Here is a 24698-nt window from a genome sequence, read left to right on the forward strand (position 1 = left end):
GGTCAAGCGGGTCGAATACACTTGCATGCTCTAAAGTGCTGGCCATTTACGTGTGTGGCCAAGCCGATATTTCCAGTGTGAGACTTCCTTGAGCATCATCTTCGTGGGCCTTCCGGGCTCGGGCAAAACCACCATCGGCAGGCAATTGGCACGCCGACTGGGGGTGCCGTTTGTCGATTCTGACCATGTGATTGAGCACCGTCTGGGCTGCTCGATCCGGGAATTCTTTGCCCGCGAAGGCGAAGGCAGCTTTCGCGATGTCGAGCAGCAGGTGCTGGATGACCTGACCCAAACCCATGAGGGCGTGATCGCGACCGGGGGCGGGTCTGTGTTGCGCGAAGCCAACCGCCGCCATTTGCACGAGCGTGGCCATGTGATTTACCTGCGCTCCACACCCGAAGACGTGTTTCGCCGTGTGCGTCACGACACGGCGCGGCCTTTGTTGCAGGTGGACGATCCGCTCAGCCGCTTGCGTGCGCTGTTTGAGGCACGAGACCCGCTGTACCGCAATGCCGCCCACTTTGTCATCGAAACCGGCCGCCCCTCGGTCGCCACGCTGGTCAACATGATCGTCATGCAGCTGGAGCTGGCCGGACATCTGCCTGCGCAAGCCCCAACGCCAGCACCCGCGCAGCCTGCCGCGAGCCCCTGAAATACGGGCCAAAGCCCCTACACTTGGGGGCTATGTCAGAGCACACCCCCACCCATGAACAAGTCGCCATTTCGCTGGACGACCGCAGTTACGACATCCACATTGGGCAAAGCCTGCTGAGCCGCCAGGGCGCCTGGGCAGGCTTGCCCAAGGCGCAGACGGCCATGATCGTGACCAACGACACAATTGCCCCGTTGTACGAGGCCGCTTTGCGCAGCGCCATCACACCGCACTACAAGCAGATCCACACCGTGGTGCTGCCCGACGGCGAGGCTCACAAAGACTGGCAGACCCTGAACCTGATTTTTGACGCGTTGCTGGCCAAAGGCTGCGACCGCAAAACCGTGTTGTTCGCTTTGGGCGGTGGCGTGATTGGCGACATGACCGGCTTTGCGGCGGCCAGCTACATGCGCGGCGTGCCCTTTGTGCAGGTGCCCACCACGCTTTTGTCGCAGGTCGATTCGTCGGTGGGCGGCAAAACCGCCATCAACCACCCGCTGGGCAAAAACATGATCGGCGCGTTTTACCAGCCGGTGCGCGTGGTTTGCGACCTGAACACCCTGCAAACTCTGCCCCCGCGTGAACTGAGCGCGGGTCTGGCCGAAGTCATCAAATACGGCCCGATCGCCGACATGGCGTTTCTGGACTGGATCGAGGCCAACATCGGTGCGTTGATGGCGCAAGACCCGAAAGCGCTGGCCCATGCCGTCAAGCGCAGCTGCGAGATCAAGGCCTGGGTGGTCGGGCAAGACGAGCGCGAAGCGGGCCTGCGCGCGATCCTCAACTTTGGCCACACCTTTGGCCACGCCATCGAAGCCGGTCTGGGCTTTGGCGTCTGGCTGCACGGCGAGGCCGTGGGCTGCGGCATGGTCATGGCGGCCGAACTGTCGCACCGTTTGGGCAAGGTCGATGCCGCTTTTGTGGCGCGCCTCAAGGCCCTGATCGCGAGTGCGGGCTTGCCCATGCGCGGCCCCGTGATCGACGCGGCCGACAACGCCGGGCACTACATTGAGCACATGCGCCTGGACAAAAAAGCCATTGGTGGCGATATCCAGTTTGTGGTGATTGACGGCCCCGGCCAGGCGGTGGTGTGCAGTGCCCCCGACGCCCTGGTGCGCGACGTGATCAATGCTTGCTGCGCCTGAACCCCATGCGTGAAACAGCTGTGGCAGATTTGAGCTTTTTGGGCGCTGAAGAGGGGCGCTTGTCTGCGTCGGTTTCGGTGGGTCTTGCAGGTGTGGCTTTGGGCAGCTTGTCGGCCTTGGCCTGCGACCCGGCACAAACCCGTGGCCGCCGCTTTGCCGAGCCCGCCGCGCCCACGCGCAACGCTTATCAAAGAGACCGTGACCGCATTGTTCATTCCACCGCGTTCCGGCGCTTGGTATACAAAACGCAGGTCTTCCTCAACCACGAAGGCGATTTGTTTCGCACGCGCCTCACGCACTCGCTCGAAGTCGCACAACTGGGCCGCTCCATCGCGCGCGCTCTGGGCCTGAACGAAGACTTGGTGGAGGCGGTGGCGCTGGCACACGACTTGGGCCACACGCCTTTTGGTCATGCAGGGCAAGACGCGCTGGACGAATGCATGACCGACCATGGCGGCTTTGAGCACAACCTGCAAAGTTTGCGGGTGGTGGACAAACTGGAAGAGCGTTACCCCGCGTTTGACGGCCTGAACCTGAGTTTTGAAACCCGCGAAGGCGTGCTCAAACACTGCTCACGGGCCAATGCCGAGCATCTGCAATTGACCGAGCCGGGCGGGGTGGGGCGGCGTTTCATTGACCGCACCCAGCCCAGTCTGGAGGCACAGCTGTGCAACCTGGCCGATGCGATTGCCTACAACGCGCACGACATCGACGATGGTGTGCGCTCGGGCCTCATCTGCACCCGTCAGTTGCTGGAAGTGGAATTGTTTGCGCATTACCACCAGCAAGCGCTGGACGAACACCCGGCGCTGGCGCACAAGCCTCGCCGCCTGCTGTACGAGACCATCCGCCGCATGCTGAGCGATCAGGTGTACGACGTGATCGACACCACCCGGCAGGCGGTGGCGCTTGCGGGCGTGCAGACCTCAGACGAAGCCCGGCTGGCCGGGCCGCTGGTGGGTTTCAGTCCGCAGATGAAAGTGCGTACGGGCGAGTTGAAGAAATTTTTGTTCGCCAGTCTGTACCGTCATCCGCAGGTGATGCAGACCACTGGCCAGGCCCAGCAAGCCGTGCGCGAGTTGTTTGCGGCCTACGTGGCACAGCCGGCCGAAATGCCCACCGATTTTGCCGTCAGCACCGATCTGCACCGCAGTGTGGCCGACTACATCGCCGGCATGACCGACCGCTTTGCCTTGCGCGAACACGAACGCCTGACCGGGCGCAAGCTGTTGTGAGCAGGCCTCTGGCCTTTTTTGCGGCCATGAGCTGCTCAGCCCCCTGTGGGAGCGAGCCCCTGCTCGCGAATGTGTGAACCACAAGGAGCGTCATGACCGCCCCGCGCACTGACCGCGCCGCCTGGCTGGTCGTGCTGGCCGGGGGCGTGGCCGCATTGCAGGTGGGCAAACTGCCGCCTGCTTTGCCCGCGCTGCAGGCCGAGCTTGGCCTGACGCTGGTGCAGTCTGGTTTCCTCTTGTCCGTTGTTCAGTTGGCGGGTTTGAGCTTGGCCGTCTTCATGGGTTTGTGGGCCGACGGCATGGGTCTCAAACGCAGCATGGTGCGCGGCTTGTGCCTGCTGGCGTTGGCCAGTGGTCTGGGTGGTTTTGCCACTTCGGTCACGGCCTTGCTGGCGCTGCGGGCCATCGAAGGCCTGGGCTTTTTGCTGGTGGCCCTGCCCGCACCTGCCTTGATTCGCCGTTTGGTGCCGCCTGCCCAACTGCCAGGCATGTTGGGCGTGTGGGGCGCCTACATGCCCACCGGCACTGCGCTGGCCTTGTTGGCGGGTCCGCTGTTCATTCCGGTCTGGGGGTGGAGCACTTGGTGGTGGCTGTTTGCAGCCGTGTCGTTGGGCATGGCCATGTGGCTTTGGCGCAGTGTGCCCGACGACCCGACTGCCCATGTCTCAGTAAACGGGCAGAGCGCTTGGCTGCGCCTGCGCCGCACCTTGAGTGTCCCCGGACCCTGGTGGGTGGCGCTCACCTTTGGCATGTATTCCGGCCAGTGGCTGGCGGTGGTGGGCTTTTTGCCATCGATTTATGCCGCAGCGGGCGTGGGTGGGGCGCTGCTGGGCGTGCTCACGGCTTTGGCCGCTGCCGTCAACATGGCGGGCAACATGGTGTCGGGCCGCTTGCTGCAGCGTGGCTGGGCACCCCGTGCCACGCTGTGGCTGGGCTTCGGTGCGATGGCGCTGGGCAGCACCGTGGCCTTTGCTTCACTCACCGAAACCCTGCCATGGCTGCGCTTTGCCGGTGTTCTGCTGTTCTCCGGTGTGGGCGGGCTGGTACCGGGCACGCTGTTCTCGCTGGCGGTGCGGCTGGCCCCGGGCGAGCAGCAAGTGGCCACCACGGTGGGTTGGTTGCAGCAACTCTCGGCTTTAGGCCAGTTTGTCGGCCCGCCCGTGGTGGCGGCCGTGGCCGCGCGTGCAGGCGGCTGGCAGCTCACGCCGCTGGTCACGGTGGGGTGTTGTGTGTGCGGGGTGGCATTGGCCTGGGGGTGCGGTCAGGCGCTGCAACGGCAAACGACACAGGCACAATCTCCCATATGAACGATATGACCCTTCCCGAAATTGCTGACACCGTGCGCTGGCTCGAACGCGCCGTGATTGGCCTGAACCTGTGCCCCTTTGCCAAAGCCCCACATGTGAAGGGCCAAATCCATTACGTGCTGAGCGAGGCCAAGGGCCTCGAAGGCTTGCGAGACGAGTTGATCGAGCAGTTGCAGGCGCTGGCCGCCACGCCTGCCGAAGAGCGGGAGACGGTGTTACTCATCGTGCCGCAGATGCTGCGGGACTTTCTGGAGTTCAACGACTTTCTGGACGAGGCCGATGCGGTGCTGCAAGAGCTGGACATGGAGGGCCTGTTCCAGGTGGCGAGTTTCCACCCCGAGTTCCAATTCGCCGATACCGAGCCGGACGACATCACCAATTTCACCAACCGCTCGCCTTACCCCACGCTGCACCTGCTGCGCGAGGAAAGCATTGACCGGGCGGTGGAGGCTTTCCCCGAGGCCGAGATGATTTACGAAACCAACATCGCCACGATGGAAAAGTTGGGTGCCGAGGGTTGGAAGGCGCTGGACGTCGGGCCGCACTGAAGTTGCTGCCAGTTGTCACACCCGATTCAGTCGACTTCCCCATTGACTCGGTTGTCATTTCCGTTGACTCGGTTGTCATTCGACTCGGTTGTCATTCCCGTTGCTTGAGTTTGACATTCCCGTTGCTTGAGTTTGTCATTCCCGCGAAGGCGGGAATCCACGCCCGCTTTACCGCTGATCTCTCCCATGAAAAAACCGCTTCGCACGCCCAAGTCACCCGTCGCCAGCCCTGACGCATTGCCACCCGAAGTTCGCCCCGGTCAATCGGTCGAGTTGCTCAAGCAACTGCACATCCTGACCCGCGACGGCAAGCTCAACCAGGACTCGCGCCGCAAGCTCAAGCAGGTCTACCACCTGTTCCAGTTCATCGAAAAGCTGCTGCTCGAATTGCCCGCCAGCGACACCGGCCCCACGCTGGCCGACCACGGTGCGGGCAAGTCGTATCTGGGCTTCATCATTTATGACCTGTTTTTCAAAGCGCTGGGCCATGGCAGCATCTACGGCATCGAGACGCGCAGCGAGTTGGTCGAATCGTCCAGAGCGCTGGCCGAGCGACTGGGCTTTGAGCGCATGCGATTTTTGAACGTGAGCGTGGCGGAATCCACCCAAAGCGATGCTCTGCCTGCGCAGATCGACGTGGTCACCGCGCTGCACGCCTGCGACACCGCCACCGACGATGCCATCGCCTTTGGCCTGCAAAAGAAAGCCCGCTTCATGGTGCTGGTGCCCTGCTGCCAGGCCGAGCTGGCCCGGGCCCTCAACCAGAACAAGGCACTCAATTTGCAGCGTACCCCCCTGGCCGAGCTGTGGCGTCACCCCCTGCACACCCGCGAAGTGGGCAGCCAACTGACCAACGTGTTGCGCTGTCTGTATCTGGAGTCGCAGGGTTACTCGGTCACCGTGACCGAGCTGGTGGGCTGGGAACATTCCATGAAAAACGAGCTGATTCTGGCCAAGTACACGGGGCAGAAAAAACGTGCTTCGGGCGAGCGCCTGCTGGCACTGCTCAAGGAATTCGGGGTGGAGGATCTGATGGGGGGGCGGTATCCGCTGGTGGTGGGTGCTGCTGAGGGTTAACCGTTAATCGGGGTCATTAATCGGGGTCAGATCCCCATTAAACTGACCTCACTTTCAGGGAGTCCCCGCATGGCCCGCCAACCCCGTCTTACTGTCGCCGCTTACCCGCACCACGTTATTCAGCGCGGCAATGACCGCCAGGCCATCGTGCGAGACGACGCAGACCGCGAGCGTTTGCTGGCGTTGTGGCAAGAGCACGCCAGGACCTTCAAGGTGGCCATTCATGCCTGGGTGATCATGGACAACCACTTTCATTTGCTGCTCACGCCCGAAACCGATGAGGGCCTGCCGCAGATGATGCAGGCGGTGGGACGGGCCTACGTGCGCTATTTCAATTTGCGGCACCAGCGCACCGGCACGCTGTGGGAAGGGCGCTACCGCAGCAACCTGATTGAGAGTGAGCGCTATCTTTTGGCCTGCATGGTTTACATCGACCTCAACCCGGTGCGGGCGGGTATGGTGGCGCAAGCTGCCGACTACAAATGGTCGAGCCACAGGCACTGTATTGGGCAGGTGAGCGACAAATGGGTGACCCCGCATGCCCTGTTTTGGGGCTTGGGCAACACCCCGTTTGCGCGTGAGGCGGCCTATGCCGAGCTGGTTCAGACCGGTTTGGCTCAGTCTGAAAAGGACAGGTTGACCCAAACGGCCTTGTCGGGCTGGGCGCTGGGTTCGGATGATTTTGTGGGGCAGTTGCAGCAGTCCACGGCGAGGCGACTTGTGCCTGGCAAGGCCGGGCGGCCGTTCAAAAAGACAGCCGGACCTGCATTGAATTGAATCTGTCCCCAATTAATTTGGAATTTGGAAAAAACAAAAATTAATTGGGATCTGACCCCAATTAATTTTCTTGGCATTGTTGTTGCAGTGCACTATCATCATCCCCCTGCGTATAAACCCTAGGAGTGCGCCATGTCCACGGCAGCCGATAAAGAACATTTCCAAACCACCGGTCTGTATGACCCTGCCAATGAGCACGATGCTTGCGGTGTGGGCTTTGTCGCCCACATCAAGGGTCACAAGACTCACGCCATCGTGACGCAGGCGCTCAAGATTCTTGAAAACCTGGACCACCGCGGTGCTGTGGGTGCCGATGCGCTCATGGGCGACGGTGCCGGTATCCTGATCCAGCTGCCCGATGCGCTGTACCGCGACGAGATGGCCAAGCAAGGCGTGGCCTTGCCACCGTTTGGCGAATACGGTGTGGGCATGGTCTTCCTGCCCAAAGAGCATGCTTCGCGCATGGCTTGCGAGCAAGAACTCGAACGCGCCGTGAAGGCCGAAGGCCAGGTGGTGCTCGGCTGGCGCGATGTGCCCGTCAACCGCGAGATGCCCATGTCGCCCCGCGTGCGCGAAAAAGAGCCGGTCATGCGACAGATCTTCATCGGTCGTGGTGCCGATGTGATCGTGCAAGATGCTTTGGAGCGCAAGCTGTACGTGATCCGCAAGACCGCCAGCGCCGCCATCCAGGCCCTGAATCTGACGCACAGCAACGAGTACTACATCCCCAGCATGTCCAGCCGCACCGCGGTGTACAAGGGCTTGCTGTTGGCTGATCAAGTGGGCACTTATTACCTGGACCTGCAAGACGAGCGCTGCGTGTCGGCCCTGGGCCTGGTGCACCAGCGTTTCTCCACCAACACCTTCCCCGAGTGGCCATTGGCTCACCCGTACCGCTATGTGGCGCACAACGGCGAGATCAACACCGTCAAGGGCAACTACAACTGGATGAAGGCCCGAGAAGGCGTGATGTCTTCGCCCGTGCTGGCTGCCGACCTGCAAAAGCTGTATCCCATCAGCTTCGCAGGTCAGTCGGACACAGCGACTTTCGACAACTGCTTGGAACTGCTGACGATGGCGGGCTACCCCATCAGCCAGGCCGTGATGATGATGATCCCCGAGCCATGGGAACAGCACACCACCATGGACGAGCGCCGCAAGGCCTTCTATGAATACCACGCGGCGATGTTGGAGCCATGGGATGGCCCCGCATCGATCGTGTTCACCGACGGCCGCCAGATCGGTGCCACGCTGGACCGCAACGGCCTGCGCCCTTCGCGCTACATCATCACCGACGACGACATGGTCATCATGGGTTCCGAGACCGGCGTCTTGCCGATCCCCGAAAGCAAGATCGTGCGCAAGTGGCGTCTGCAGCCCGGCAAGATGTTCCTGATCGATCTGGAACAAGGCCGCATGATCAACGACGAAGAGTTGAAAGCCGGTCTGGCCAGCGCCAAGCCTTACAAGCAGTGGATCGAAAACCTGCGCATCAAGCTCGACGACGTGGCGCAAGCCCCGGTAGCGCCCGCTTCTGATGTGGCCTTGCTCGACCTGCAACAAGCCTTTGGTACCACGCAAGAAGACATCAAGTTCCTGCTGGCCCCCATGGCTTCGGCCGGTGAAGAAGCCATTGGCTCCATGGGCAACGACAGCCCGTTGGCCGTGCTGTCCGACAAGAACAAGCCGCTGTACAACTACTTCAAGCAGTTGTTTGCGCAAGTGACCAACCCCCCGATCGACCCGATCCGCGAAGCGATCGTGATGTCGCTGGTGTCCTTCATCGGCCCCAAGCCCAACCTGCTGGACATCAACCAGGTCAACCCGCCGATGCGCCTCGAAGTGAGCCAGCCGATTCTGGACTTCGCCGACATGGCCAAGCTGCGCAACATCGAGCAAGCCACCAAGGGCAAGTTCAAGAGCGCGACGCTCGACATCACTTACCCTGCGTTGTGGGGCCGTGAAGGCGTGGAAGCCAAGCTGGCATCGCTGTGCGCTGAAGCCGTGGACGCCATCAAAGGCGGCCACAACATCCTGATCATCAGCGACCGTGGCGTGAACGCCACCCAAGTGGCTGTGCCTGCGCTGCTGGCGCTGTCGGCCATCCACCAGCATCTGGTGAGCGAAGGCCTTCGCACGACCGCCGGTCTGGTGGTCGAAACCGGTACCGCCCGCGAAGTGCACCACTTTGCCGTGCTGGCCGGTTACGGTGCAGAAGCCGTGCACCCCTACTTGGCGATGGAAACCCTGGCCGCTTTGCACAAAGAGCTGCCCGGTGACCTGTCGGCCGAGAAAGCCATCTACAACTACGTCAAGGCCATCGGCAAGGGCCTGTCCAAGATCATGTCCAAGATGGGCGTGAGCACCTACATGTCGTACTGCGGTGCGCAGTTGTTTGAAGCCATTGGCATCAACACCGAAACCATCAACAAGTATTTCACCGGCACCTCCAGCCGCGTGGGCGGGATTGGCGTGTTCGAGATCGCTGAAGAAGCTTTCCGCATGCACACCGCTGCGTTCAGCGACGATCCTATCTTGGCCACCATGCTTGACGCAGGCGGCGAATACGCCTGGCGCGCCCGTGGCGAAGAGCACATGTGGACGCCCGACGCGATTGCCAAGTTGCAGCATTCCACCCGTGCCAACAACTTCAGCACTTACAAAGAATACGCGCAGATCATCAACGACCAGAGCAAGCGCCACATGACGCTGCGCGGTTTGTTCGAATTCAAGATCGACCCCACCAAAGCCATCCCGCTGGAGCAGGTCGAGCCTGCGGCCGACATCGTCAAGCGTTTCGCCACCGGTGCGATGTCTCTGGGCTCGATCTCCACCGAAGCGCACGCCACCCTGGCTGTGGCCATGAACCGCATCGGCGGCAAGAGCAACACCGGTGAAGGCGGCGAAGACTCGGCGCGTTACCGCAACGAACTCAAGGGCATTCCGATCAAGGTCGGTGATTCCCTCAAGAGCGTGATCGGTGCCGAAAACGTCGAGGTCGACTTGCCTTTGCAAGCCGGTGATTCGCTGCGTTCGCGCATCAAACAAGTCGCGTCGGGCCGCTTCGGTGTCACCGCCGAATACCTGTCCAGCGCCGATCAGATCCAGATCAAGATGGCCCAGGGCGCCAAACCAGGCGAGGGCGGTCAGTTGCCCGGCGGCAAAGTGTCCGACTACATCGGCAAGCTGCGCCACTCGGTGCCAGGTGTGGGTTTGATCTCGCCACCGCCTCACCACGACATCTACTCGATCGAGGACTTGGCCCAGCTGATCCACGACCTGAAGAACGTGGCGCCACACAGCGACATCAGCGTGAAGCTCGTGTCTGAAATCGGCGTTGGCACCATCGCTGCCGGTGTGGCCAAGTGCAAGGCCGATCACGTGGTGATCGCTGGCCACGACGGCGGTACGGGCGCTTCGCCTTGGTCGTCGGTCAAGCATGCTGGCTCACCTTGGGAAATCGGTCTGGCCGAAACCCAGCAAACCTTGGTGCTCAACGGCCTGCGTGGTCGTATCCGTGTGCAGGCCGACGGTCAGATGAAGACCGGCCGCGACGTGGCGATTGGCGCCTTGCTGGGCGCAGACGAATTCGGCTTTGCCACCGCACCGCTGGTGGTTGAGGGCTGCATCATGATGCGCAAATGCCACCTGAACACCTGCCCGGTGGGTGTGGCCACACAAGACCCTGTCTTGCGCGCCAAGTTCACCGGCAAGCCTGAGCACGTCGTGAACTACTTCTTCTTCATCGCCGAAGAAGTGCGCCAGATCATGGCCCAGCTGGGCATTGCCAAGTTCGACGACCTGGTGGGCCGTGCCGACCTGCTCGACATGCGCGCTGGCGTGAGCCACTGGAAGGCCCGTGGTCTGGACTTCGGCCGCCTGCTGGCTGTGCCGCAAGTCACGATGGACGCCGACGTGCGTCACGTGCAAACCCAGGACCACGGTCTGGAAAAAGCCCTCGACAACGTGCTGATCGCCAAGAGCCGCGCCGCCATCGACAAGGGCGAGAAAGTTCAGTTCATGGAAGTGGCCCGCAACGTGAACCGCTCGGTCGGGGCCATGTTGTCTGGCGCTGTGACCAAGGTGCACCCCGAAGGTCTGCCTGACGATACCCTGCGCATCCAGCTCGAAGGTACCGGCGGTCAGTCGTTCGGCGCGTTCCTGGCCAAGGGCATCACGCTGTACCTGATCGGCGAAGCCAACGACTACACCGGCAAAGGTCTGTCGGGTGGCCGCGTGGTGGTGCGCCCCAGCCTGGAGTTCCGCGGCGTGGCCGCGCAAAACATCATCGTGGGCAACACCGTCATGTACGGTGCGACCACGGGTGAGGCCTTCTTTGCTGGCGTGGCTGGCGAGCGCTTTGCGGTGCGGTTGTCGGGTGCCACTGCGGTGGTCGAAGGCACAGGCGATCACGGTTGCGAATACATGACCGGCGGCACGGTCGCGGTCTTGGGTAAAACCGGCCGCAACTTTGGCGCAGGCATGAGCGGCGGTATCGCCTATGTGTACGACGAAGACGGCGAATTCGCTTCGCGCTGCAACACCGCCATGGTCAGCATGGAAAAGGTGTTGTCTGCCGCCGAGCAGGAAGCGCAAATTGACCGCAAGGTGTGGCACCGCGACCAGAGCGACGAAGCGCAGCTGAAGAAACTGCTGGAAGACCACCACAAGTGGACCGGCAGCCAGCGCGCCCGCGAGTTGCTGGACAACTGGTCCACGGCCCGTGCCAAGTTCGTGAAGGTGTTCCCGAACGAATACAAGCGTGCTCTGGGCGAGATCAACGCCAAGAAAGCAGCCAAGGCCGCCAAGCCCGTGGCCGCCTGAGCCCCAAGTCAAGAATCGAAGGAAACATCATGGGAAAAATCACCGGTTTCATGGAATTTGAGCGCATCGAAGAGGGCTACAAGCCCGTCGTCGAGCGCCTGAAAAACTACGGCGAATTCGTGATCGGTTTGACCGAAGAGCAGTCGAAAACACAAGCGGCGCGTTGCATGGATTGCGGCACACCGTTTTGCAACAACGGCTGCCCGGTCAACAACATCATTCCGGACTTCAACGACCTGGTCTACAAGGGCGACTGGCAAAGCGCCATCGAGGTGCTGCACAGCACCAACAACTTCCCCGAGTTCACCGGCCGCATCTGCCCCGCACCTTGCGAAGCCGCCTGCGTGGTCAACTTCAACGACGATGCTGTGGGCATCAAGTCGATTGAGCATGCCATCATCGACCGCGCTTGGGCAGAAGGCTGGGTCACACCCCGTCCTGCCAAGATCAAGACCGGCAAAAAAGTCGCGGTGATCGGTGCTGGCCCTGCGGGCTTGGCTGCTGCCCAGCAGCTGGCCCGCGTTGGCCACGACGTGACCCTGTTCGAAAAGAACGACCGCGTGGGTGGCTTGCTGCGCTACGGCATCCCTGACTTCAAGATGGAAAAGTCGCACATCGACCGCCGCGTCAAGCAGCTCGAAGCCGAAGGCGTGACCATCCGCACCAGCGTGCTGGTGGGTGAGTGGCCCAAGGACTCCAAGGTCACCAACTGGGCCAAGGAAACCGTCAGCGCCGAGCAGTTGAAAAAAGACTTTGACGCTGTGCTGCTCACAGGCGGCTCTGAGCAATCGCGTGACCTGCCGGTGCCCGGCCGCGAGCTGGACGGCATCCACTTTGCGATGGAATTCCTGCCTCAGCAAAACAAGGTCAATGCCGGTGACAAGATCAAAGGCCAGCTGCGCGCCGATGGCAAAAACGTCATCGTGATCGGTGGCGGTGACACCGGCAGCGATTGCGTGGGCACCAGCACACGCCATGGTGCTGTGAGCGTGACCCAGTTCGAGGTGATGCCCGAGCCGCCAGAAAAAGAAAACAAGCTGATGGTCTGGCCTTACTGGCCCATGAAGCTGCGCACCAGCTCCAGCCACGACGAAAGCGCCGAAAAAGGCCTGCTTAAGCGCGAATTTGCCATCTCCACCAAAGAGTTCATCGGTGAAAAAGGCAAAGTGACGGGCTTGAAGACCGTGCACGTTGAATTCAAAGACGGCAAGATGGTCGAGGTGCCTGGCACCGAGCAGGAATACAAAGCCGACATGGTCCTGCTGGCCATGGGTTTCACCAACCCGGTGGCCACCGTGCTCGACGCCTTTGGCATCGACAAGGACGCGCGCGGCAACGCCAAGGCCAGCACCGACTTCACCGGCGGCTATGCCACCAATGTGAACAAGGTGTTTGCCGCCGGTGACATGCGCCGTGGCCAGTCGCTCGTGGTTTGGGCGATCCGCGAAGGTCGTCAGGCCGCTCGCGCTGTGGACGAGTTCCTCATGGGCGAAAGCGATTTGCCTCGTTGAACGCCAAAGTTCTAGGTAAAATCCCGCAATTGCGTGCGTTAACCAACGCTTTACCTGAGAGCGATACCATCACAAGAGCCGGTTTGTCCGGCTCTTGTTTTTCATGAGCATTTCCACCCACACCGCACTCGTTGAACTGAAAGACCTGACCTTCGGGTACGGGGACCGTGTCATTTTGAAGAATCTCAGCTTCAATGTGCCGCGCGGGAAAGTCACGGCTTTGATGGGGGTGTCGGGTGGTGGCAAGACCACGGTGCTGCGCCTGATAGGGGGGCAAATCCGCGCCAGTCAAGGGCAGTTGCTGTTGGATGGTGAAGACATCACCACCATGCGCCAAACCGAGTTGTATGCCGCTCGCCGCCGCATGGGCATGCTGTTCCAGTTTGGCGCTTTGTTCACCGACATGAGCGTGTTCGACAACGTGGCATTTCCTTTGCGGGAGCACACGGGCTTGTCGGAAGACCTGATTCGCGACATTGTGCTGATGAAGCTGGATGCGGTGGGTCTGCGTGGTGCACGTGATCTGCGTCCGTCGGAAATTTCCGGGGGCATGAGCCGCCGTGTGGCCTTGGCCCGCGCCATTGCGCTCGACCCCGACCTGATCATGTACGACGAGCCTTTTGCCGGGCTGGACCCGATCTCTCTGGGCACGGCGGCGCGCCTGATTCGCCGCCTGAACGACAGTCTGGGCATCACCAGCGTGGTGGTGTCGCACGACGTGACCGAAACCTTTGAGATCGCTGACCACGTGGTGATTTTGGCCAATGGCGGCGTGGCCGCGCAAGGTACGCCCGCAGAGTTGCGTGTCAGCGCCGACCCTTTGATCCACCAGTTTGTGCATGCGCTCAGCGATGGGCCTGTGCCGTTTCATTACCCCGCGCCATTGGCTGCGCAGGACTATGACCGGAGGACGGCATGAACCCCATTCATCTGCTGGCTGCTTTGGGGGCCACCACCCGCCAGATGCTGGCCGATTGGGGCTTTGGCGCACGCCTCTTCTTTAAACTGGTGGGCATGTCCGGTGCTGCCCTCAAACGCTTTGGTTTGGTGCGCGACCAGGTGCACTTTCTGGGCAACTATTCGCTGGCCATCATCACCGTGTCGGGTCTGTTTGTGGGCTTTGTGCTGAGTTTGCAGGGCTACTACACCTTGCAGCGTTACGGCTCGGCCGAGGCGCTGGGCCTGTTGGTGGCGCTCAGCTTGGTGCGCGAGTTGGGCCCGGTGGTGGCCGCTTTGCTTTATGCCGGTCGCGCCGGGGCGTCCCTCACGGCCGAGATTGGCCTCATGCGGGCTGGTGAGCAGCTCACCGCGCTTGAAATGATGGCCGTCGATCCGGTGCAGCGCATTCTGGCGCCGCGTTTTTTGGGGGGCATCATCGCCTTGCCCTTGCTGGCGGCTGTGTTCAGCGCGGTGGGCATTTTGGGCGGTTATGTGGTGGGCGTTTTGCTCATTGGCGTCGACGCAGGCTCGTTCTGGAGTCAGATGCAAGGCGGCGTGGATGTCTTCAAAGACGTGGGCAACGGCATCATCAAAAGTGTGGTGTTTGCCGTTGCGGTGACTTTCATTGCCTTGCTGCAGGGCTATGTGGCCAAGCCCACACCTGAGGGTGTGGCCAGTGCCACCACCCGCAGTGTGGTGGTTTCTTCTTTGTCGGTATTGGGGCTGGATTTCATCCTGACCGCGATGATGTTCAGCATTTGAGGAGGACGGCATGCAACGTTCAAAAAATGATGTGTGGGTGGGGTTGTTTGTGTTGATCGGGGCCGCAGCGGTGCTGTTCCTGGCGCTCAAGTCGGCCAATTTATTGACCCTGAATTTCAGTTCGGACTACGCCGTCACGGCCAAATTCGACAACATTGGCGGCCTCAAGCCGGGCGCGGCGGTCAAAAGCGCGGGTGTCGTGGTAGGGCGCGTTAAAAAGATTGAATTCGACGGTGAGTCGTTTCAGGCCAAAGTGACCCTGGCTTTGCAAGAACAAACCGCCTTTCCGCAAGACAGCTCGCTCAAGATCCTGACCAGTGGTCTGCTGGGTGAGCAGTACCTGGACATCACGCCCGGTGCCGACGAGAAAAACCTGGTGGCAGGCGACAAAATCGGATCCACCCAGTCAGCGGTGATCCTGGAAAACCTGATCAGCCAATTCTTGTACAGCAAGGCTGAGAAGTCTACGACAGAAGGACAAAAGCCATGAGTTTCTTGATTCAACGAATTTGGATGTTGTGGGCTGCCTGCATTGTGTTGGCTCTGCAAGGCTGCGCAAGTGTTCCGCATACCGATGCACGTGACCCATGGGAGTCGATGAACCGAAGCGTTTACAACTTCAATGAGGTGCTGGACAACGTCGCCATCAAGCCTGCAGCCAAGGTTTACACCGCCGTGCTACCCAGTCCTGTGCGAACAGGCATACACAACTTTCTGGGCAACCTGGGTGATGTGTGGAGCATGGTCAACAGTGCTTTGCAATTGAAGGGCCAAGCCACGGTTGAAACATTCATGCGCATCAATGTGAACACGTTTTTGGGCTTGGGTGGTGTGCTGGATGTGGCGAGTGAAATGCGGCTTGAAAAGCGCAAGGAAGATTTTGGACAGACTTTGGGTCGTTGGGGCGTCAAACCCGGCCCTTATGTCGTGTTGCCCATTTTGGGGCCTTCCACCTTGCGTGACACCTTGGCCACGCCGTTGGACATGAAAGGTGACGTGGTTCAGCAGTTCAATGATCCTGCTACGCGCAACGTCTTGTCTGCCACCCGTGTGATGGACGTCCGTTCTGGTCTGCTTGAGTCGTTGGATGTCATCAAGGCAGCGGCTTTGGATCCATACACATTTGTGCGCGATGGGTACTTGCAAAAGCGTGAAAACGATGTGTACGACGGCAATCCGCCGTCGAATTTCGATTACTCCGAATCTGAAGCGCCTTAATTGAATCAAATGACATCAGCCTGCGCGCTCGTTACAGTTGTTGACAAAAGCGTGGTTGGTTGACCGTATAGTTGCCCCAATGAAAAACATGTCCGTATTGCCCTTGAACCGCCGCCATCTTTTGACTGTTGCCTCTGCGTTGGCGCTGTGCAGCGTCATGGTGCCTGCCTGGGCTGCCGACGAAGCCCCGGAGGCCTTCATCAAGCGCATCACCAATGAGACCTTGGACATCATCAAGGCCGACAGGACCTTGCGCAACGGCGATGTGACCAAAATCATTCAGTTGGTGGACACCAAGCTGATGCCGCATGTGAACTTCCGGCGCATGACCGCTTTGGCGACTGGACCTGCTTGGCGCAAAGCCACACCAGACCAGCAAAAGCGCTTGCAAGACGAATTCAAAATTTTGCTGGTGCGCACCTATGCGGGTGCGCTCACCCAGGTCAGCGATCAGGTGGTCGTGGTCAAGCCTTTGCGTGCAGGTCAGGAAGACAAAAATCTGGTGGTCAACACAGAGGTGCGGGGTAAGGGCGACCCAATCCAGCTGGACTACCGCCTTGAGAAAACACCCGGCGAGGGCGCTGGCTGGATGATCTTTGACCTGAATGTCCTCGGTGTCTGGTTGGTCGAAAACTACCGCACCCAGTTCACCAAGGAGATCAATGCCGGGGGCATTGATGCGCTGATCGCCAGCTTGGCCGCACGCAACAAGACCAACGCCAAGGCTTCTTGAACACCATCGACATGACAAGCCTGACATTGCCCGACACCTTGTTGCACGAACAGGCCAATGCCTGCCTTGCGCAGTGGGTGGTGCAATTGGCGCTGGAAACCAAGGTTGCGGTCGAGGTCGATGCATCGGCACTCGTCGAATTTGATTCCTCGGCTTTGGCGGTTTTGCTGGGTTTGCGGCGGGTCGTTGTGGCGCAAAAAGGCACATTGCAAGTGACCGGTATGCCCGCACGCTTGCGCCAATTGGCCAGCTTGTACGGCGTGCTTGAACTGCTTTCGCCTTCCTGAAAGTCTTATTTCAGGGTCTTTTTGCCCTGATTGCCCTGCCGCTGCCTGGTGCCTGCAGGCCAGCACTTAAAATAGACGTCTCCCATGTCTGCGCTCTCTTTTCAATCCGTCTCCAAAAGCTACCCTGCCAAGCAGGCTGGCGCAACCGCGTTCAAAGCACTTGACCAAGTCAGCTTTGATGTCCAGGAGGGGGAGTTTTTTGGCCTGCTGGGCCCGAACGGCGCAGGCAAAACCACCCTCATCAGCACCTTGGCAGGTTTGAGTCGCCCCACCAGTGGGCGCGTGCTGGTGCATGGCCACGATGTGCAGACCGACTACGCTGCTGCGCGGCGCCTTTTGGGCGTGGTGCCGCAAGAGCTGGTGTTTGACCCATTTTTCACCGTGCGCGAATCCTTGCGCATTCAATCGGGCTATTTCGGGGTCAAGAAAAACGACGCCTGGATCGACGAGTTGTTGGACAGCCTGGGCCTGGCCGACAAAGCCAACGCCAACATGCGTCAGCTGTCTGGCGGCATGAAACGCCGCGTGCTGGTCGCGCAGGCTTTGGTGCACAAGCCCCGCGTGATCGTGCTCGACGAGCCCACCGCTGGGGTCGATGTGGAGTTGCGCCAGACCTTGTGGGCCTTCATTGCCAAGCTCAACAAGCAAGGCCACACCGTCTTGCTGACCACCCACTACCTGGAAGAAGCCGAGGCCCTTTGCGGCCGCATCGCCATGCTCAAGCGCGGTCAGTTGCTGGCCCTTGAGCGCACATCCGATTTGCTGCGATCAGCCACCAGCCAGGTGCTGCGCTTCAAGCTCGACGGTGAGCTGCCCGCTGCCGTGGCGGCCATCGCCCGTGTGACGGGCCGTATCGTGCAATTGCCGGTGCACAACGCGGTGGAAATCGAACAGCACCTGGCCACCATCCGCACCGCAGGTCTGGTGGCCGAAGACGTGGAGATCCGTCAGGCCGATCTGGAGGATGTGTTCCTTGAAGTCATGAACCGCAAGCAACCCCAGACTGGAGCCTCGGCATGACCGGTTGGCAAACCCTGCTCTACAAGGAAGTCCTGCGTTTTTGGAAAGTGGCTTTCCAGACCGTGGCCGCGCCCGTGCTCACATCGGTGCTTTACATGCTGATCTTCGGTCACGTGCTCGAAGACCACGTCAAGGTGTATGACCAAGTGCCTTACACCTCGTTCTTGCTGCCCGGCCTGATCATGATGGGGGTGTTGCAAAACGCTTTCGCCAACAGCTCGTCGAGCCTGGTGCAAAGCAAGATCATGGGCAGTCTGGTGTTTTTGCTCCTCACGCCCTTGTCGCACCGCAGCTGGTTTGTGGCCTATGTGGGCTCGTCCATCGTGCGGGGTTTGGCCGTGGGCCTGGGCGTGTTCGTCATCACGGGCTGGATGGTCAACATCAGCTTTGTCTATCCGCTGTGGATTTTGGCCTTTGCCTTCATGGGTGCGGCCATGATGGGTGCGTTGGGCGTGATCGCCGGTCTGTGGGCTGAAAAGTTTGACCAGATGGCCGCCTTTCAGAACTTCATCATCATGCCGATGACCTTTTTGTCGGGTGTGTTCTATTCCATCCATTCGCTGCCGCCGTTTTGGCAAAAGCTCAGCCATCTGAATCCGTTTTTCTACATGATCGACGGGTTCCGTTATGGTTTCTTTGGCCAAAGCGATGTCTCTCCCTGGATCAGTCTGGCCGTGGTGGGCGCTGCTTTGGCGCTCATCAGCAGCCTGACCCTTTCCCTTTTACGCACCGGCTACAAAATCCGGAGCTGACTCCCATGAACGCAGAGCAACTTCAAGCCATCATCGCCGCAGGCCTCGACTGCACCCACCTCACTGTGGAGGGCGATGGCCGCCATTGGAGCGCGGTCGTGGTGTCCGAGGTGTTCGCGGGCATGCGCCCGATTGCGCGTCATCAGCGGGTGTACGCCACACTGGGCCAAAAAATGCACACCGACGAAGTGCATGCCTTGTCCATGAAAACCTACACGCCTGCTGAGTGGGCCGCGCAAGCGAACTGAAGCCCAACTTTGATCTCCTGCCAAAACGCACCTGAGCTGACCCATGGATAAACTGAAAATTCGCGGCGGCAAGCGCCTGCAAGGCACACTCGATGTCGCAGGTGCCAAAAACGCAGCCTTGCCCGAACTGTGTGCGGCTTTGCTGAGTGCAGAGCCCGTGACCCTGCACAATGTGCCCCGTCTACAAGACGTGTCCACCATGCTCAAGCTGATCCGCAACATGGGCGTGACGGCCGAGCACCACGAAGACGGCCGCGTCACCCTGGATGCCGGTGGCCTGAACAACCCTGAAGCGCCTTATGAATTGGTGAAAACCATGCGCGCCTCGGTGCTGGCACTGGGTCCTTTGCTGGCCCGCTTTGGCCAAGCCAAAGTCTCGCTGCCCGGTGGATGCGCCATCGGTTCCCGACCTGTAGACCAGCACATCAAAGGCCTGCAAGCCATGGGTGCTGAAATCACGGTGGACCACGGTTACATGCTGGCCAGTTTGCCAGCCGGCCGCACCCGCCTGAAGGGCGCACACATCACCACCGACATGGTCACGGTGACGGGCACCGAGAACTTCATGATGGCTGCTGCTTTGGCCGAGGGCGAGACCGTTCTGGAGAACGCAGCCCAAGAACCAGAGATCACCGATCTGGCCGAAATGCTCATCGCCATGGGTGCCAAGATCGAAGGCCATGGCACCAGCAAGATCCGCATCCAGGGCGTGGAGCGCCTGCACGGCGGCCAGCATCAGGTGGTGGCCGACCGAATCGAGGCTGGGACGTTCTTGTGTGCGGTGGCGGCCACGGGTGGCGACGTGGTGTTGCGCCACGGTCGCGCTGACCACTTGGATGCAGTCATCGACAAACTGCGCGAGGCCGGGGCCACGATCGAAGCCGGTGAAGGCTTCATCCGCGTGAAGTCCGAAGGGCGCCTGAAGGCCCAGAGCTTTCGCACCACCGAATACCCGGGCTTTCCGACCGACATGCAGGCGCAGTTCATGGCGCTCAACTGCATTGCGCAGGGAGCGAGTAAGGTGACCGAGACCATTTTTGAAAACCGCTTCATGCACGTCAACGAGCTGGTGCGCCTGGGCGCACACATCCAGATCGACGGCAAGGTGTCGGTGATCGAAGGCGTGGAAAAACTCTCGGGGGCGACCGTGATGGCGACGGACCTGCGCGCCTCGGCCAGTCTGGTGATTGCCGGCTTGGTGGCCGAAGGCGAAACCATCGTCGACCGCATTTACCACCTGGACCGCGGTTATGACCGCATGGAAGCCAAACTCCGCGCTGTGGGCGCTGACATTGAAAGAGTGAAATGATCACGCTGGCCCTGTCCAAAGGACGCATCTTTGACGAAACCCTGCCGCTGCTCAAGGCCGCTGGCATCGAGGTGCTGGAAGACCCCGAAAAATCCCGCAAGCTGATTTTGCCCACCAACCAGGCCAGCGTGCGCGTGGTGTTGGTGCGCGCCAGCGATGTGCCCACCTATGTGGAATACGGCGGGGCCGATCTGGGCGTGACCGGCCTAGACACCCTCATTGAGCACGGCGGCCAAGGCCTTTACCAGCCGTTGGACCTGAACATTGCCAAATGCCGCATGAGCGTGGCGGTGCGAGCCGATGACGACTACGCGGCGCTGGTGCGCACGGGTGCCCGTCTGAAAGTGGCCACCAAATACACCGCGATTGCCCGCGACTTTTTTGCCACCAAGGGTGTGCACGTCGACCTGATCAAGCTCTACGGCAGCATGGAGCTGGCCCCGCTCACGGGCCTGGCCGATGCGATTGTGGACTTGGTGTCCACAGGCAACACCCTCAAAGCCAACCACTTGGTCGAGGTTGAACGCATCATGGACATCAGCTCGCGTCTGGTGGTGAACCAAGCCGCGCTCAAGCTCAAACAAGCGCCCATCCGCGCCATCATCGACGCCTTCGCGGGCGCGGTGAAGAAAGACTGAACGTCATGGGACTCAAGGCCAAACCATTGCAACTGAACACGGCCGATGCCGGTTTTGAAGCGGCCTTCGCGGCCCGCCTGCATTGGTCTGCCGAGACCGACGCCGCCATCGAGCAGCGTGTGGCCGACATCCTGGCCGATGTGCAAAAGCGTGGCGATGCAGCCGTGCTCGACTACACCCAGCGCTTTGATGGCCTGCAAGCAGCCGATGTGAAAACGCTCGAAATCACCCAAGCCGAGCTGCAAGCGGCGCTGGACAGCTTGCCCGCTGCGCAGCGCGAAGCCCTGCAAGCCGCCGCTGCCCGTGTGCGCAAGTACCACGAAGCGCAAAAGAAAGCCTCTGGCGAGAGCTGGAGCTACCGCGACGAAGACGGCACACTGCTGGGCCAAAAGGTCACACCGCTCGACCGCGTGGGCATTTACGTGCCCGGTGGCAAAGCCGCTTACCCCTCTTCGGTGTTGATGAATGCCATCCCCGCCCATGTGGCCGGGGTGCAAGAGATCGTCATGGTGGTGCCCACGCCGCAAGGCGTGCGCAACCCACTGGTGCTGGCCGCCGCTTGTGTGGCCGGTGTGAGCCGCGCATTCACCGTGGGTGGCGCTCAGGCCGTTGGGGCACTGGCTTACGGCACCGCCACCATCCCCAAGGTCGACAAAATCACCGGCCCGGGCAACGCCTATGTGGCCAGCGCCAAAAAGCGCGTGTTCGGCACCGTGGGCATCGACATGATTGCAGGCCCCAGCGAAATTTTGGTGCTGGCCGACGGCACCACGCCCGCCGAATGGGTGGCGATGGACCTCTTCAGCCAGGCCGAGCACGACGAGTTGGCGCAAAGCATTTTGCTGTGCCCAGATGCGGCTTACATCGCCGAAGTGCAGGCCGCCATTGACCGCCTGCTGCCCGAGATGCCGCGTCGCGAGATCATCGCCAAGAGCTTGAGCGACCGGGGTGCGCTGATCCTCACGCGCAACATGGAAGAAGCCTGCGCCATCAGCAACCGCATCGCGCCCGAGCACCTGGAGGTGTCGAGCAGTGAGCCACACCGTTGGGAGCCATTGCTGCGCCACGCCGGGGCGATCTTTTTGGGCGCTTTCACCAGCGAGTCGCTGGGCGACTACTGCGCGGGCCCCAACCATGTGCTGCCCACCAGCGGCACGGCACGCTTCTCCTCGCCCCTGGGCGTGTACGACTTCCAGAAACGCTCCAGCCTGATCGAGGTCAGCGAAGCCGGTGCCCAGCCGCTGGGCCGCATTGCCGCCGAACTGGCTTACGGAGAAGGCCTGCAAGCGCACGCCCGCGCTGCCGAATTGCGTTTGAACCCTGTGCCCACGATGCGAGACTCCAAATGAGCAATGTCAGCCCCCAACTCATGCAACGCATCCGCCAGGACGTGCAGTCCATGCACGCTTACGCCATCCAGGACTCGGTCGGCATGGTTAAGCTCGACGCGATGGAGAATCCGCACCGCCTGCCCGCTGATTTGCAAAAGGCTTTGGGCGAGCGCCTGGGGGCTTTGGCCCTCAACCGCTACCCCGATGGCCGTGTGAACGACTTGCGCCATGCGTTGGCCCAGCACGCGGGCATGCCCGAAGGCTTCGACATCATGCTGGGCAACGGCTCAGACGAATTGATCTCGCTCTTGGCCATGGCCTGCGACGTGCCCGGCGCGTCCATCTTGGCGCCACTGCCCGGCTTTGTGATGTACGCCATGAGCGCCCAGCTGCAAGGCCTGGCCTTTCATGGTGTGCCGCTCACCGCCGACTTTGAACTCGACGAAGCCGCCATGCTGGCCGCTATTGATCAGCACAAGCCCTCCATCGTCTATTTGGCTTACCCGAACAACCCGACGGGCAGCCTGTGGAACGACGACACGATCGAAAAGATCGTGCTGGCACAAGGCGCTCAAGGCGGCTTGGTGGTCATGGATGAGGCCTACCAGCCCTTTGCCAGCAAGAGCTACATGGACCGCATCACACGCCACACGCATGTGCTCTTGATGCGCACGCTCAGCAAGTTTGGCCTGGCCGGTGTGCGTTTGGGCTACATGGTGGGCCCCAAGGCCTTGGTGGCCGAGATCGACAAAGTGCGCCCGCCCTACAACATCAGCGTGCTCAATTACGAATGCGCCCTGTTCGCTTTGGAGCATGCCGAGGTGTTTGCAGCCCAGGCCAAAGACCTGCGTGAGCAGCGTACCCGTTTGCTGCAAGCGCTGGCCGCCTTGCCCGGTGTGACCCCGTTCCCGAGTGAAGCCAACATGATTTTGGCCCGCGTGCCCGATGCGGCCCAGACCTTTGAGGGTATGAAAGCCCACAAAGTGCTGGTCAAGAACGTTTCTAAAATGCACCCATTGCTGTCCAATTGCCTTCGCCTGACGGTGGGCACCGCCACAGAAAATGACCAACTCCTCGCCGCTCTGAAAGCCTCTCTATGAACCGCACTGCTGACCGTACAGCCAATGTGACCCGCAAGACGGCCGAGACGAACATCCGCGTCGCCATCAACCTCGACGGCACGGGCCAAGCCAAGCTGGCTTCGGGCATCGGTTTTCTGGACCACATGCTGGACCAGATCGCCCGCCACGGCCTGATCGACCTGGACATCGCGTGTGAAGGCGACCTGCACATCGACGGCCACCACACCGTGGAAGACATCGGCATCACCTTGGGTCAAGCTTTCGCGCAGGCGATTGGCGATAAAAAAGGCATCCGCCGTTATGGCCACGCCTACGTGCCGCTCGACGAGGCTTTGAGCCGCGTGGTGGTGGACTTTTCGGGCCGTCCCGGTTTGCACATGGACGTGAACTTCACCTCCGGCTCGCTGGGCTCGCTCGACACCCAATTGGTTTACGAGTTCTTCCAAGGCTTTGTGAATCACGCGTTGTGCACGCTGCACATCGACAACCTCAAGGGTGTGAACGCGCACCACCAGTGCGAGACCATTTTCAAGGCCTTCGCCCGCGCCATGCGTGCCGCGCTCGAACTCGATCCCCGCTCGGCGGGCGTGATCCCATCGACCAAAGGCAGTCTCTGACATGAGCGTCAATCGCGTTGCAGTGGTGGACTACGGCATGGGCAACCTGCGCTCCGTGGCGCAGGCGGTGATCCATGCGGCCTCCAGCGTGGACCATGCCGAAGTCACCGTCACGTCGGACCCCCAGGTCGTGCGCAATGCACACCGTGTGGTCTTGCCGGGGCAGGGCGCCATGCCCGATTGCATGCGCGAACTGCGCGAGTCGGGCCTGATGGATGCCGTGCTCGAAGCCGCCGCCAGCAAACCGCTGTTTGGCGTGTGCGTGGGCATGCAAATGTTGCTGGACCACAGCGACGAAGGCGACACGCCCGGCTTGGGCCTGATCCCTGGCCGCGTGGTCAAGTTCGAGCTGGCTGGGCAAATTCAGCCCGATGGCACACGCTACAAAGTGCCACAAATGGGCTGGAACCAGGTTTGGCAAGATGCTCCCGCCCACCCCTTGTGGAGCGGCATTGCCGATGGCAGCTGGTACTATTTCGTGCACAGCTTCTACGCCCAAGTGGCCAACCCAGCGCACAGCGCTGCCCAGACCGACTACGGCGGCCGCTTTGCCTGCGCGATTGCACGCGACAATATTTTTGCCACCCAGTTTCACCCTGAAAAAAGCGCGGCCCAGGGCTTGGCCTTGTTCCGTAATTTCCTCCACTGGCAGCCTTGAGTGGTTTTCACTGCCGTTTTTTCCTTCA

General features: G+C 60.9%; 24 protein-coding genes. All 24 read left to right on the forward strand.

From position 1 onward, the window contains the following. The first annotated feature begins 88 nt into the window (after nucleotides 1-88). The 24 genes from B9Z37_RS13190 (at nucleotide 89) to hisH (ending at nucleotide 24670) form a co-directional block, all read left to right on the forward strand. Nucleotides 89-652 (forward strand): shikimate kinase, encoded by a 564-nt coding sequence (locus B9Z37_RS13190; protein WP_108313484.1) that lies wholly within the window; start codon nucleotides 89-91, stop codon nucleotides 650-652. 32 nt (nucleotides 653-684) lie between these two features. Continuing rightward, complete coding sequence (gene aroB / locus B9Z37_RS13195) at nucleotides 685-1797, forward strand: 3-dehydroquinate synthase (RefSeq protein WP_108313485.1); 1113 nt, start codon at nucleotides 685-687, stop codon at nucleotides 1795-1797. 98 nt (nucleotides 1798-1895) lie between these two features. Beyond that, on the forward strand, nucleotides 1896-3032 hold the full coding sequence (locus tag B9Z37_RS13200; protein WP_205872600.1) for a deoxyguanosinetriphosphate triphosphohydrolase: 1137 nt from the start codon (nucleotides 1896-1898) through the stop codon (nucleotides 3030-3032). A gap of 92 nt (nucleotides 3033-3124) precedes the next feature. Then, nucleotides 3125-4339 (forward strand): MFS transporter, encoded by a 1215-nt coding sequence (locus B9Z37_RS13205; RefSeq protein ID WP_108313486.1) that lies wholly within the window; start codon nucleotides 3125-3127, stop codon nucleotides 4337-4339. Continuing rightward, nucleotides 4336-4887 (forward strand): DUF1415 domain-containing protein, encoded by a 552-nt coding sequence (locus tag B9Z37_RS13210; RefSeq protein WP_108313487.1) that lies wholly within the window; start codon nucleotides 4336-4338, stop codon nucleotides 4885-4887. The genes B9Z37_RS13205 and B9Z37_RS13210 overlap by 4 nt, the downstream gene beginning before the upstream one ends. A gap of 186 nt (nucleotides 4888-5073) precedes the next feature. Next, nucleotides 5074-5964, forward strand: coding sequence for a class I SAM-dependent methyltransferase (locus B9Z37_RS13215; RefSeq protein WP_108313488.1), 891 nt, complete (start codon nucleotides 5074-5076; stop codon nucleotides 5962-5964). 69 nt (nucleotides 5965-6033) lie between these two features. Then, nucleotides 6034-6741 carry an REP-associated tyrosine transposase gene (locus B9Z37_RS13220; protein WP_108313489.1) on the forward strand — a complete coding sequence of 236 codons (708 nt, stop codon included), beginning with the start codon at nucleotides 6034-6036 and terminating at the stop codon, nucleotides 6739-6741. A 132-nt stretch (nucleotides 6742-6873) separates the two neighbouring features. Continuing rightward, a complete protein-coding gene (locus tag B9Z37_RS13225; RefSeq protein WP_108313490.1) occupies nucleotides 6874-11565 on the forward strand; it encodes a glutamate synthase-related protein in 4692 nt (1563 codons plus the stop codon). 29 nt (nucleotides 11566-11594) lie between these two features. Then, entirely contained in the window at nucleotides 11595-13076 is a 1482-nt protein-coding gene (locus B9Z37_RS13230; protein ID WP_108313491.1) for a glutamate synthase subunit beta, read from the forward strand. A 103-nt stretch (nucleotides 13077-13179) separates the two neighbouring features. Continuing rightward, on the forward strand, nucleotides 13180-13995 hold the full coding sequence (locus B9Z37_RS13235) for an ABC transporter ATP-binding protein (RefSeq protein WP_108313492.1): 816 nt from the start codon (nucleotides 13180-13182) through the stop codon (nucleotides 13993-13995). Continuing rightward, the gene (mlaE, locus tag B9Z37_RS13240) at nucleotides 13992-14777 is read left to right on the forward strand and encodes a lipid asymmetry maintenance ABC transporter permease subunit MlaE (RefSeq protein WP_108313493.1); all 786 of its coding nucleotides are present in this window, start codon (nucleotides 13992-13994) and stop codon (nucleotides 14775-14777) included. Before B9Z37_RS13235 ends, mlaE begins: the two co-directional genes overlap by 4 nt. A 10-nt stretch (nucleotides 14778-14787) precedes the next feature. Then, nucleotides 14788-15267 carry an outer membrane lipid asymmetry maintenance protein MlaD gene (gene mlaD / locus B9Z37_RS13245; protein ID WP_108313494.1) on the forward strand — a complete coding sequence of 160 codons (480 nt, stop codon included), beginning with the start codon at nucleotides 14788-14790 and terminating at the stop codon, nucleotides 15265-15267. Continuing rightward, a complete protein-coding gene (locus B9Z37_RS13250; protein ID WP_108313495.1) occupies nucleotides 15264-15995 on the forward strand; it encodes an MlaA family lipoprotein in 732 nt (243 codons plus the stop codon). Before mlaD ends, B9Z37_RS13250 begins: the two co-directional genes overlap by 4 nt. Nucleotides 15996-16074: 79 nt before the next feature. Continuing rightward, on the forward strand, nucleotides 16075-16728 hold the full coding sequence (locus B9Z37_RS13255; protein ID WP_108313496.1) for an MlaC/ttg2D family ABC transporter substrate-binding protein: 654 nt from the start codon (nucleotides 16075-16077) through the stop codon (nucleotides 16726-16728). An 11-nt stretch (nucleotides 16729-16739) separates the two neighbouring features. Further along, nucleotides 16740-17015 (forward strand): STAS domain-containing protein, encoded by a 276-nt coding sequence (locus B9Z37_RS13260; protein WP_108313497.1) that lies wholly within the window; start codon nucleotides 16740-16742, stop codon nucleotides 17013-17015. An 84-nt stretch (nucleotides 17016-17099) separates the two neighbouring features. Continuing rightward, nucleotides 17100-18035 (forward strand): ABC transporter ATP-binding protein, encoded by a 936-nt coding sequence (locus B9Z37_RS13265; RefSeq protein ID WP_108313498.1) that lies wholly within the window; start codon nucleotides 17100-17102, stop codon nucleotides 18033-18035. Beyond that, a complete protein-coding gene (locus B9Z37_RS13270) occupies nucleotides 18032-18787 on the forward strand; it encodes an ABC transporter permease (RefSeq protein ID WP_108313499.1) in 756 nt (251 codons plus the stop codon). The genes B9Z37_RS13265 and B9Z37_RS13270 overlap by 4 nt, the downstream gene beginning before the upstream one ends. A gap of 5 nt (nucleotides 18788-18792) precedes the next feature. Next, complete coding sequence (locus B9Z37_RS13275) at nucleotides 18793-19035, forward strand: BolA family protein (protein WP_108313500.1); 243 nt, start codon at nucleotides 18793-18795, stop codon at nucleotides 19033-19035. A gap of 43 nt (nucleotides 19036-19078) precedes the next feature. Next, a complete protein-coding gene (gene murA / locus B9Z37_RS13280; RefSeq protein WP_108313501.1) occupies nucleotides 19079-20344 on the forward strand; it encodes a UDP-N-acetylglucosamine 1-carboxyvinyltransferase in 1266 nt (421 codons plus the stop codon). Beyond that, a complete protein-coding gene (hisG, locus tag B9Z37_RS13285) occupies nucleotides 20341-20982 on the forward strand; it encodes an ATP phosphoribosyltransferase (protein ID WP_108313502.1) in 642 nt (213 codons plus the stop codon). The genes murA and hisG overlap by 4 nt, the downstream gene beginning before the upstream one ends. Nucleotides 20983-20987: 5 nt before the next feature. Beyond that, nucleotides 20988-22331: a histidinol dehydrogenase gene (gene hisD / locus B9Z37_RS13290; RefSeq protein ID WP_108313503.1), complete on the forward strand. Its 1344-nt coding sequence runs from the start codon at nucleotides 20988-20990 to the stop codon at nucleotides 22329-22331. Next, complete coding sequence (gene hisC, locus B9Z37_RS13295) at nucleotides 22328-23413, forward strand: histidinol-phosphate transaminase (protein WP_108313504.1); 1086 nt, start codon at nucleotides 22328-22330, stop codon at nucleotides 23411-23413. The genes hisD and hisC overlap by 4 nt, the downstream gene beginning before the upstream one ends. Continuing rightward, complete coding sequence (gene hisB, locus B9Z37_RS13300; protein WP_108313505.1) at nucleotides 23410-24012, forward strand: imidazoleglycerol-phosphate dehydratase HisB; 603 nt, start codon at nucleotides 23410-23412, stop codon at nucleotides 24010-24012. Before hisC ends, hisB begins: the two co-directional genes overlap by 4 nt. Nucleotide 24013: 1 nt before the next feature. Beyond that, nucleotides 24014-24670, forward strand: coding sequence for an imidazole glycerol phosphate synthase subunit HisH (hisH, locus tag B9Z37_RS13305; protein ID WP_108313506.1), 657 nt, complete (start codon nucleotides 24014-24016; stop codon nucleotides 24668-24670). Nucleotides 24671-24698 lie beyond the last annotated feature (28 nt).

It is taken from the genome of Limnohabitans parvus II-B4, from assembly GCF_003063455.1.
In the GTDB taxonomy this organism is placed as follows: domain Bacteria; phylum Pseudomonadota; class Gammaproteobacteria; order Burkholderiales; family Burkholderiaceae_C; genus Limnohabitans_A; species Limnohabitans_A parvus.

Coding starts and splice junctions, on each gene's coding strand:
- aroB (WP_108313485.1), top strand. CDS start 685: ATGTCAGAGCACACCCCCACCCATGAACAAGTCGCCATTTCGCTGGAC.
- B9Z37_RS13205 (WP_108313486.1), top strand. CDS start 3,125: ATGACCGCCCCGCGCACTGACCGCGCCGCCTGGCTGGTCGTGCTGGCC.
- B9Z37_RS13210 (WP_108313487.1), top strand. CDS start 4,336: ATGAACGATATGACCCTTCCCGAAATTGCTGACACCGTGCGCTGGCTC.
- B9Z37_RS13215 (WP_108313488.1), top strand. CDS start 5,074: ATGAAAAAACCGCTTCGCACGCCCAAGTCACCCGTCGCCAGCCCTGAC.
- B9Z37_RS13220 (WP_108313489.1), top strand. CDS start 6,034: ATGGCCCGCCAACCCCGTCTTACTGTCGCCGCTTACCCGCACCACGTT.
- B9Z37_RS13225 (WP_108313490.1), top strand. CDS start 6,874: ATGTCCACGGCAGCCGATAAAGAACATTTCCAAACCACCGGTCTGTAT.
- B9Z37_RS13230 (WP_108313491.1), top strand. CDS start 11,595: ATGGGAAAAATCACCGGTTTCATGGAATTTGAGCGCATCGAAGAGGGC.
- B9Z37_RS13235 (WP_108313492.1), top strand. CDS start 13,180: ATGAGCATTTCCACCCACACCGCACTCGTTGAACTGAAAGACCTGACC.
- mlaE (WP_108313493.1), top strand. CDS start 13,992: ATGAACCCCATTCATCTGCTGGCTGCTTTGGGGGCCACCACCCGCCAG.
- mlaD (WP_108313494.1), top strand. CDS start 14,788: ATGCAACGTTCAAAAAATGATGTGTGGGTGGGGTTGTTTGTGTTGATC.
- B9Z37_RS13250 (WP_108313495.1), top strand. CDS start 15,264: ATGAGTTTCTTGATTCAACGAATTTGGATGTTGTGGGCTGCCTGCATT.
- B9Z37_RS13255 (WP_108313496.1), top strand. CDS start 16,075: ATGAAAAACATGTCCGTATTGCCCTTGAACCGCCGCCATCTTTTGACT.
- B9Z37_RS13260 (WP_108313497.1), top strand. CDS start 16,740: ATGACAAGCCTGACATTGCCCGACACCTTGTTGCACGAACAGGCCAAT.
- B9Z37_RS13265 (WP_108313498.1), top strand. CDS start 17,100: ATGTCTGCGCTCTCTTTTCAATCCGTCTCCAAAAGCTACCCTGCCAAG.
- B9Z37_RS13270 (WP_108313499.1), top strand. CDS start 18,032: ATGACCGGTTGGCAAACCCTGCTCTACAAGGAAGTCCTGCGTTTTTGG.
- B9Z37_RS13275 (WP_108313500.1), top strand. CDS start 18,793: ATGAACGCAGAGCAACTTCAAGCCATCATCGCCGCAGGCCTCGACTGC.
- murA (WP_108313501.1), top strand. CDS start 19,079: ATGGATAAACTGAAAATTCGCGGCGGCAAGCGCCTGCAAGGCACACTC.
- hisG (WP_108313502.1), top strand. CDS start 20,341: ATGATCACGCTGGCCCTGTCCAAAGGACGCATCTTTGACGAAACCCTG.
- hisD (WP_108313503.1), top strand. CDS start 20,988: ATGGGACTCAAGGCCAAACCATTGCAACTGAACACGGCCGATGCCGGT.
- hisC (WP_108313504.1), top strand. CDS start 22,328: ATGAGCAATGTCAGCCCCCAACTCATGCAACGCATCCGCCAGGACGTG.
- hisB (WP_108313505.1), top strand. CDS start 23,410: ATGAACCGCACTGCTGACCGTACAGCCAATGTGACCCGCAAGACGGCC.
- hisH (WP_108313506.1), top strand. CDS start 24,014: ATGAGCGTCAATCGCGTTGCAGTGGTGGACTACGGCATGGGCAACCTG.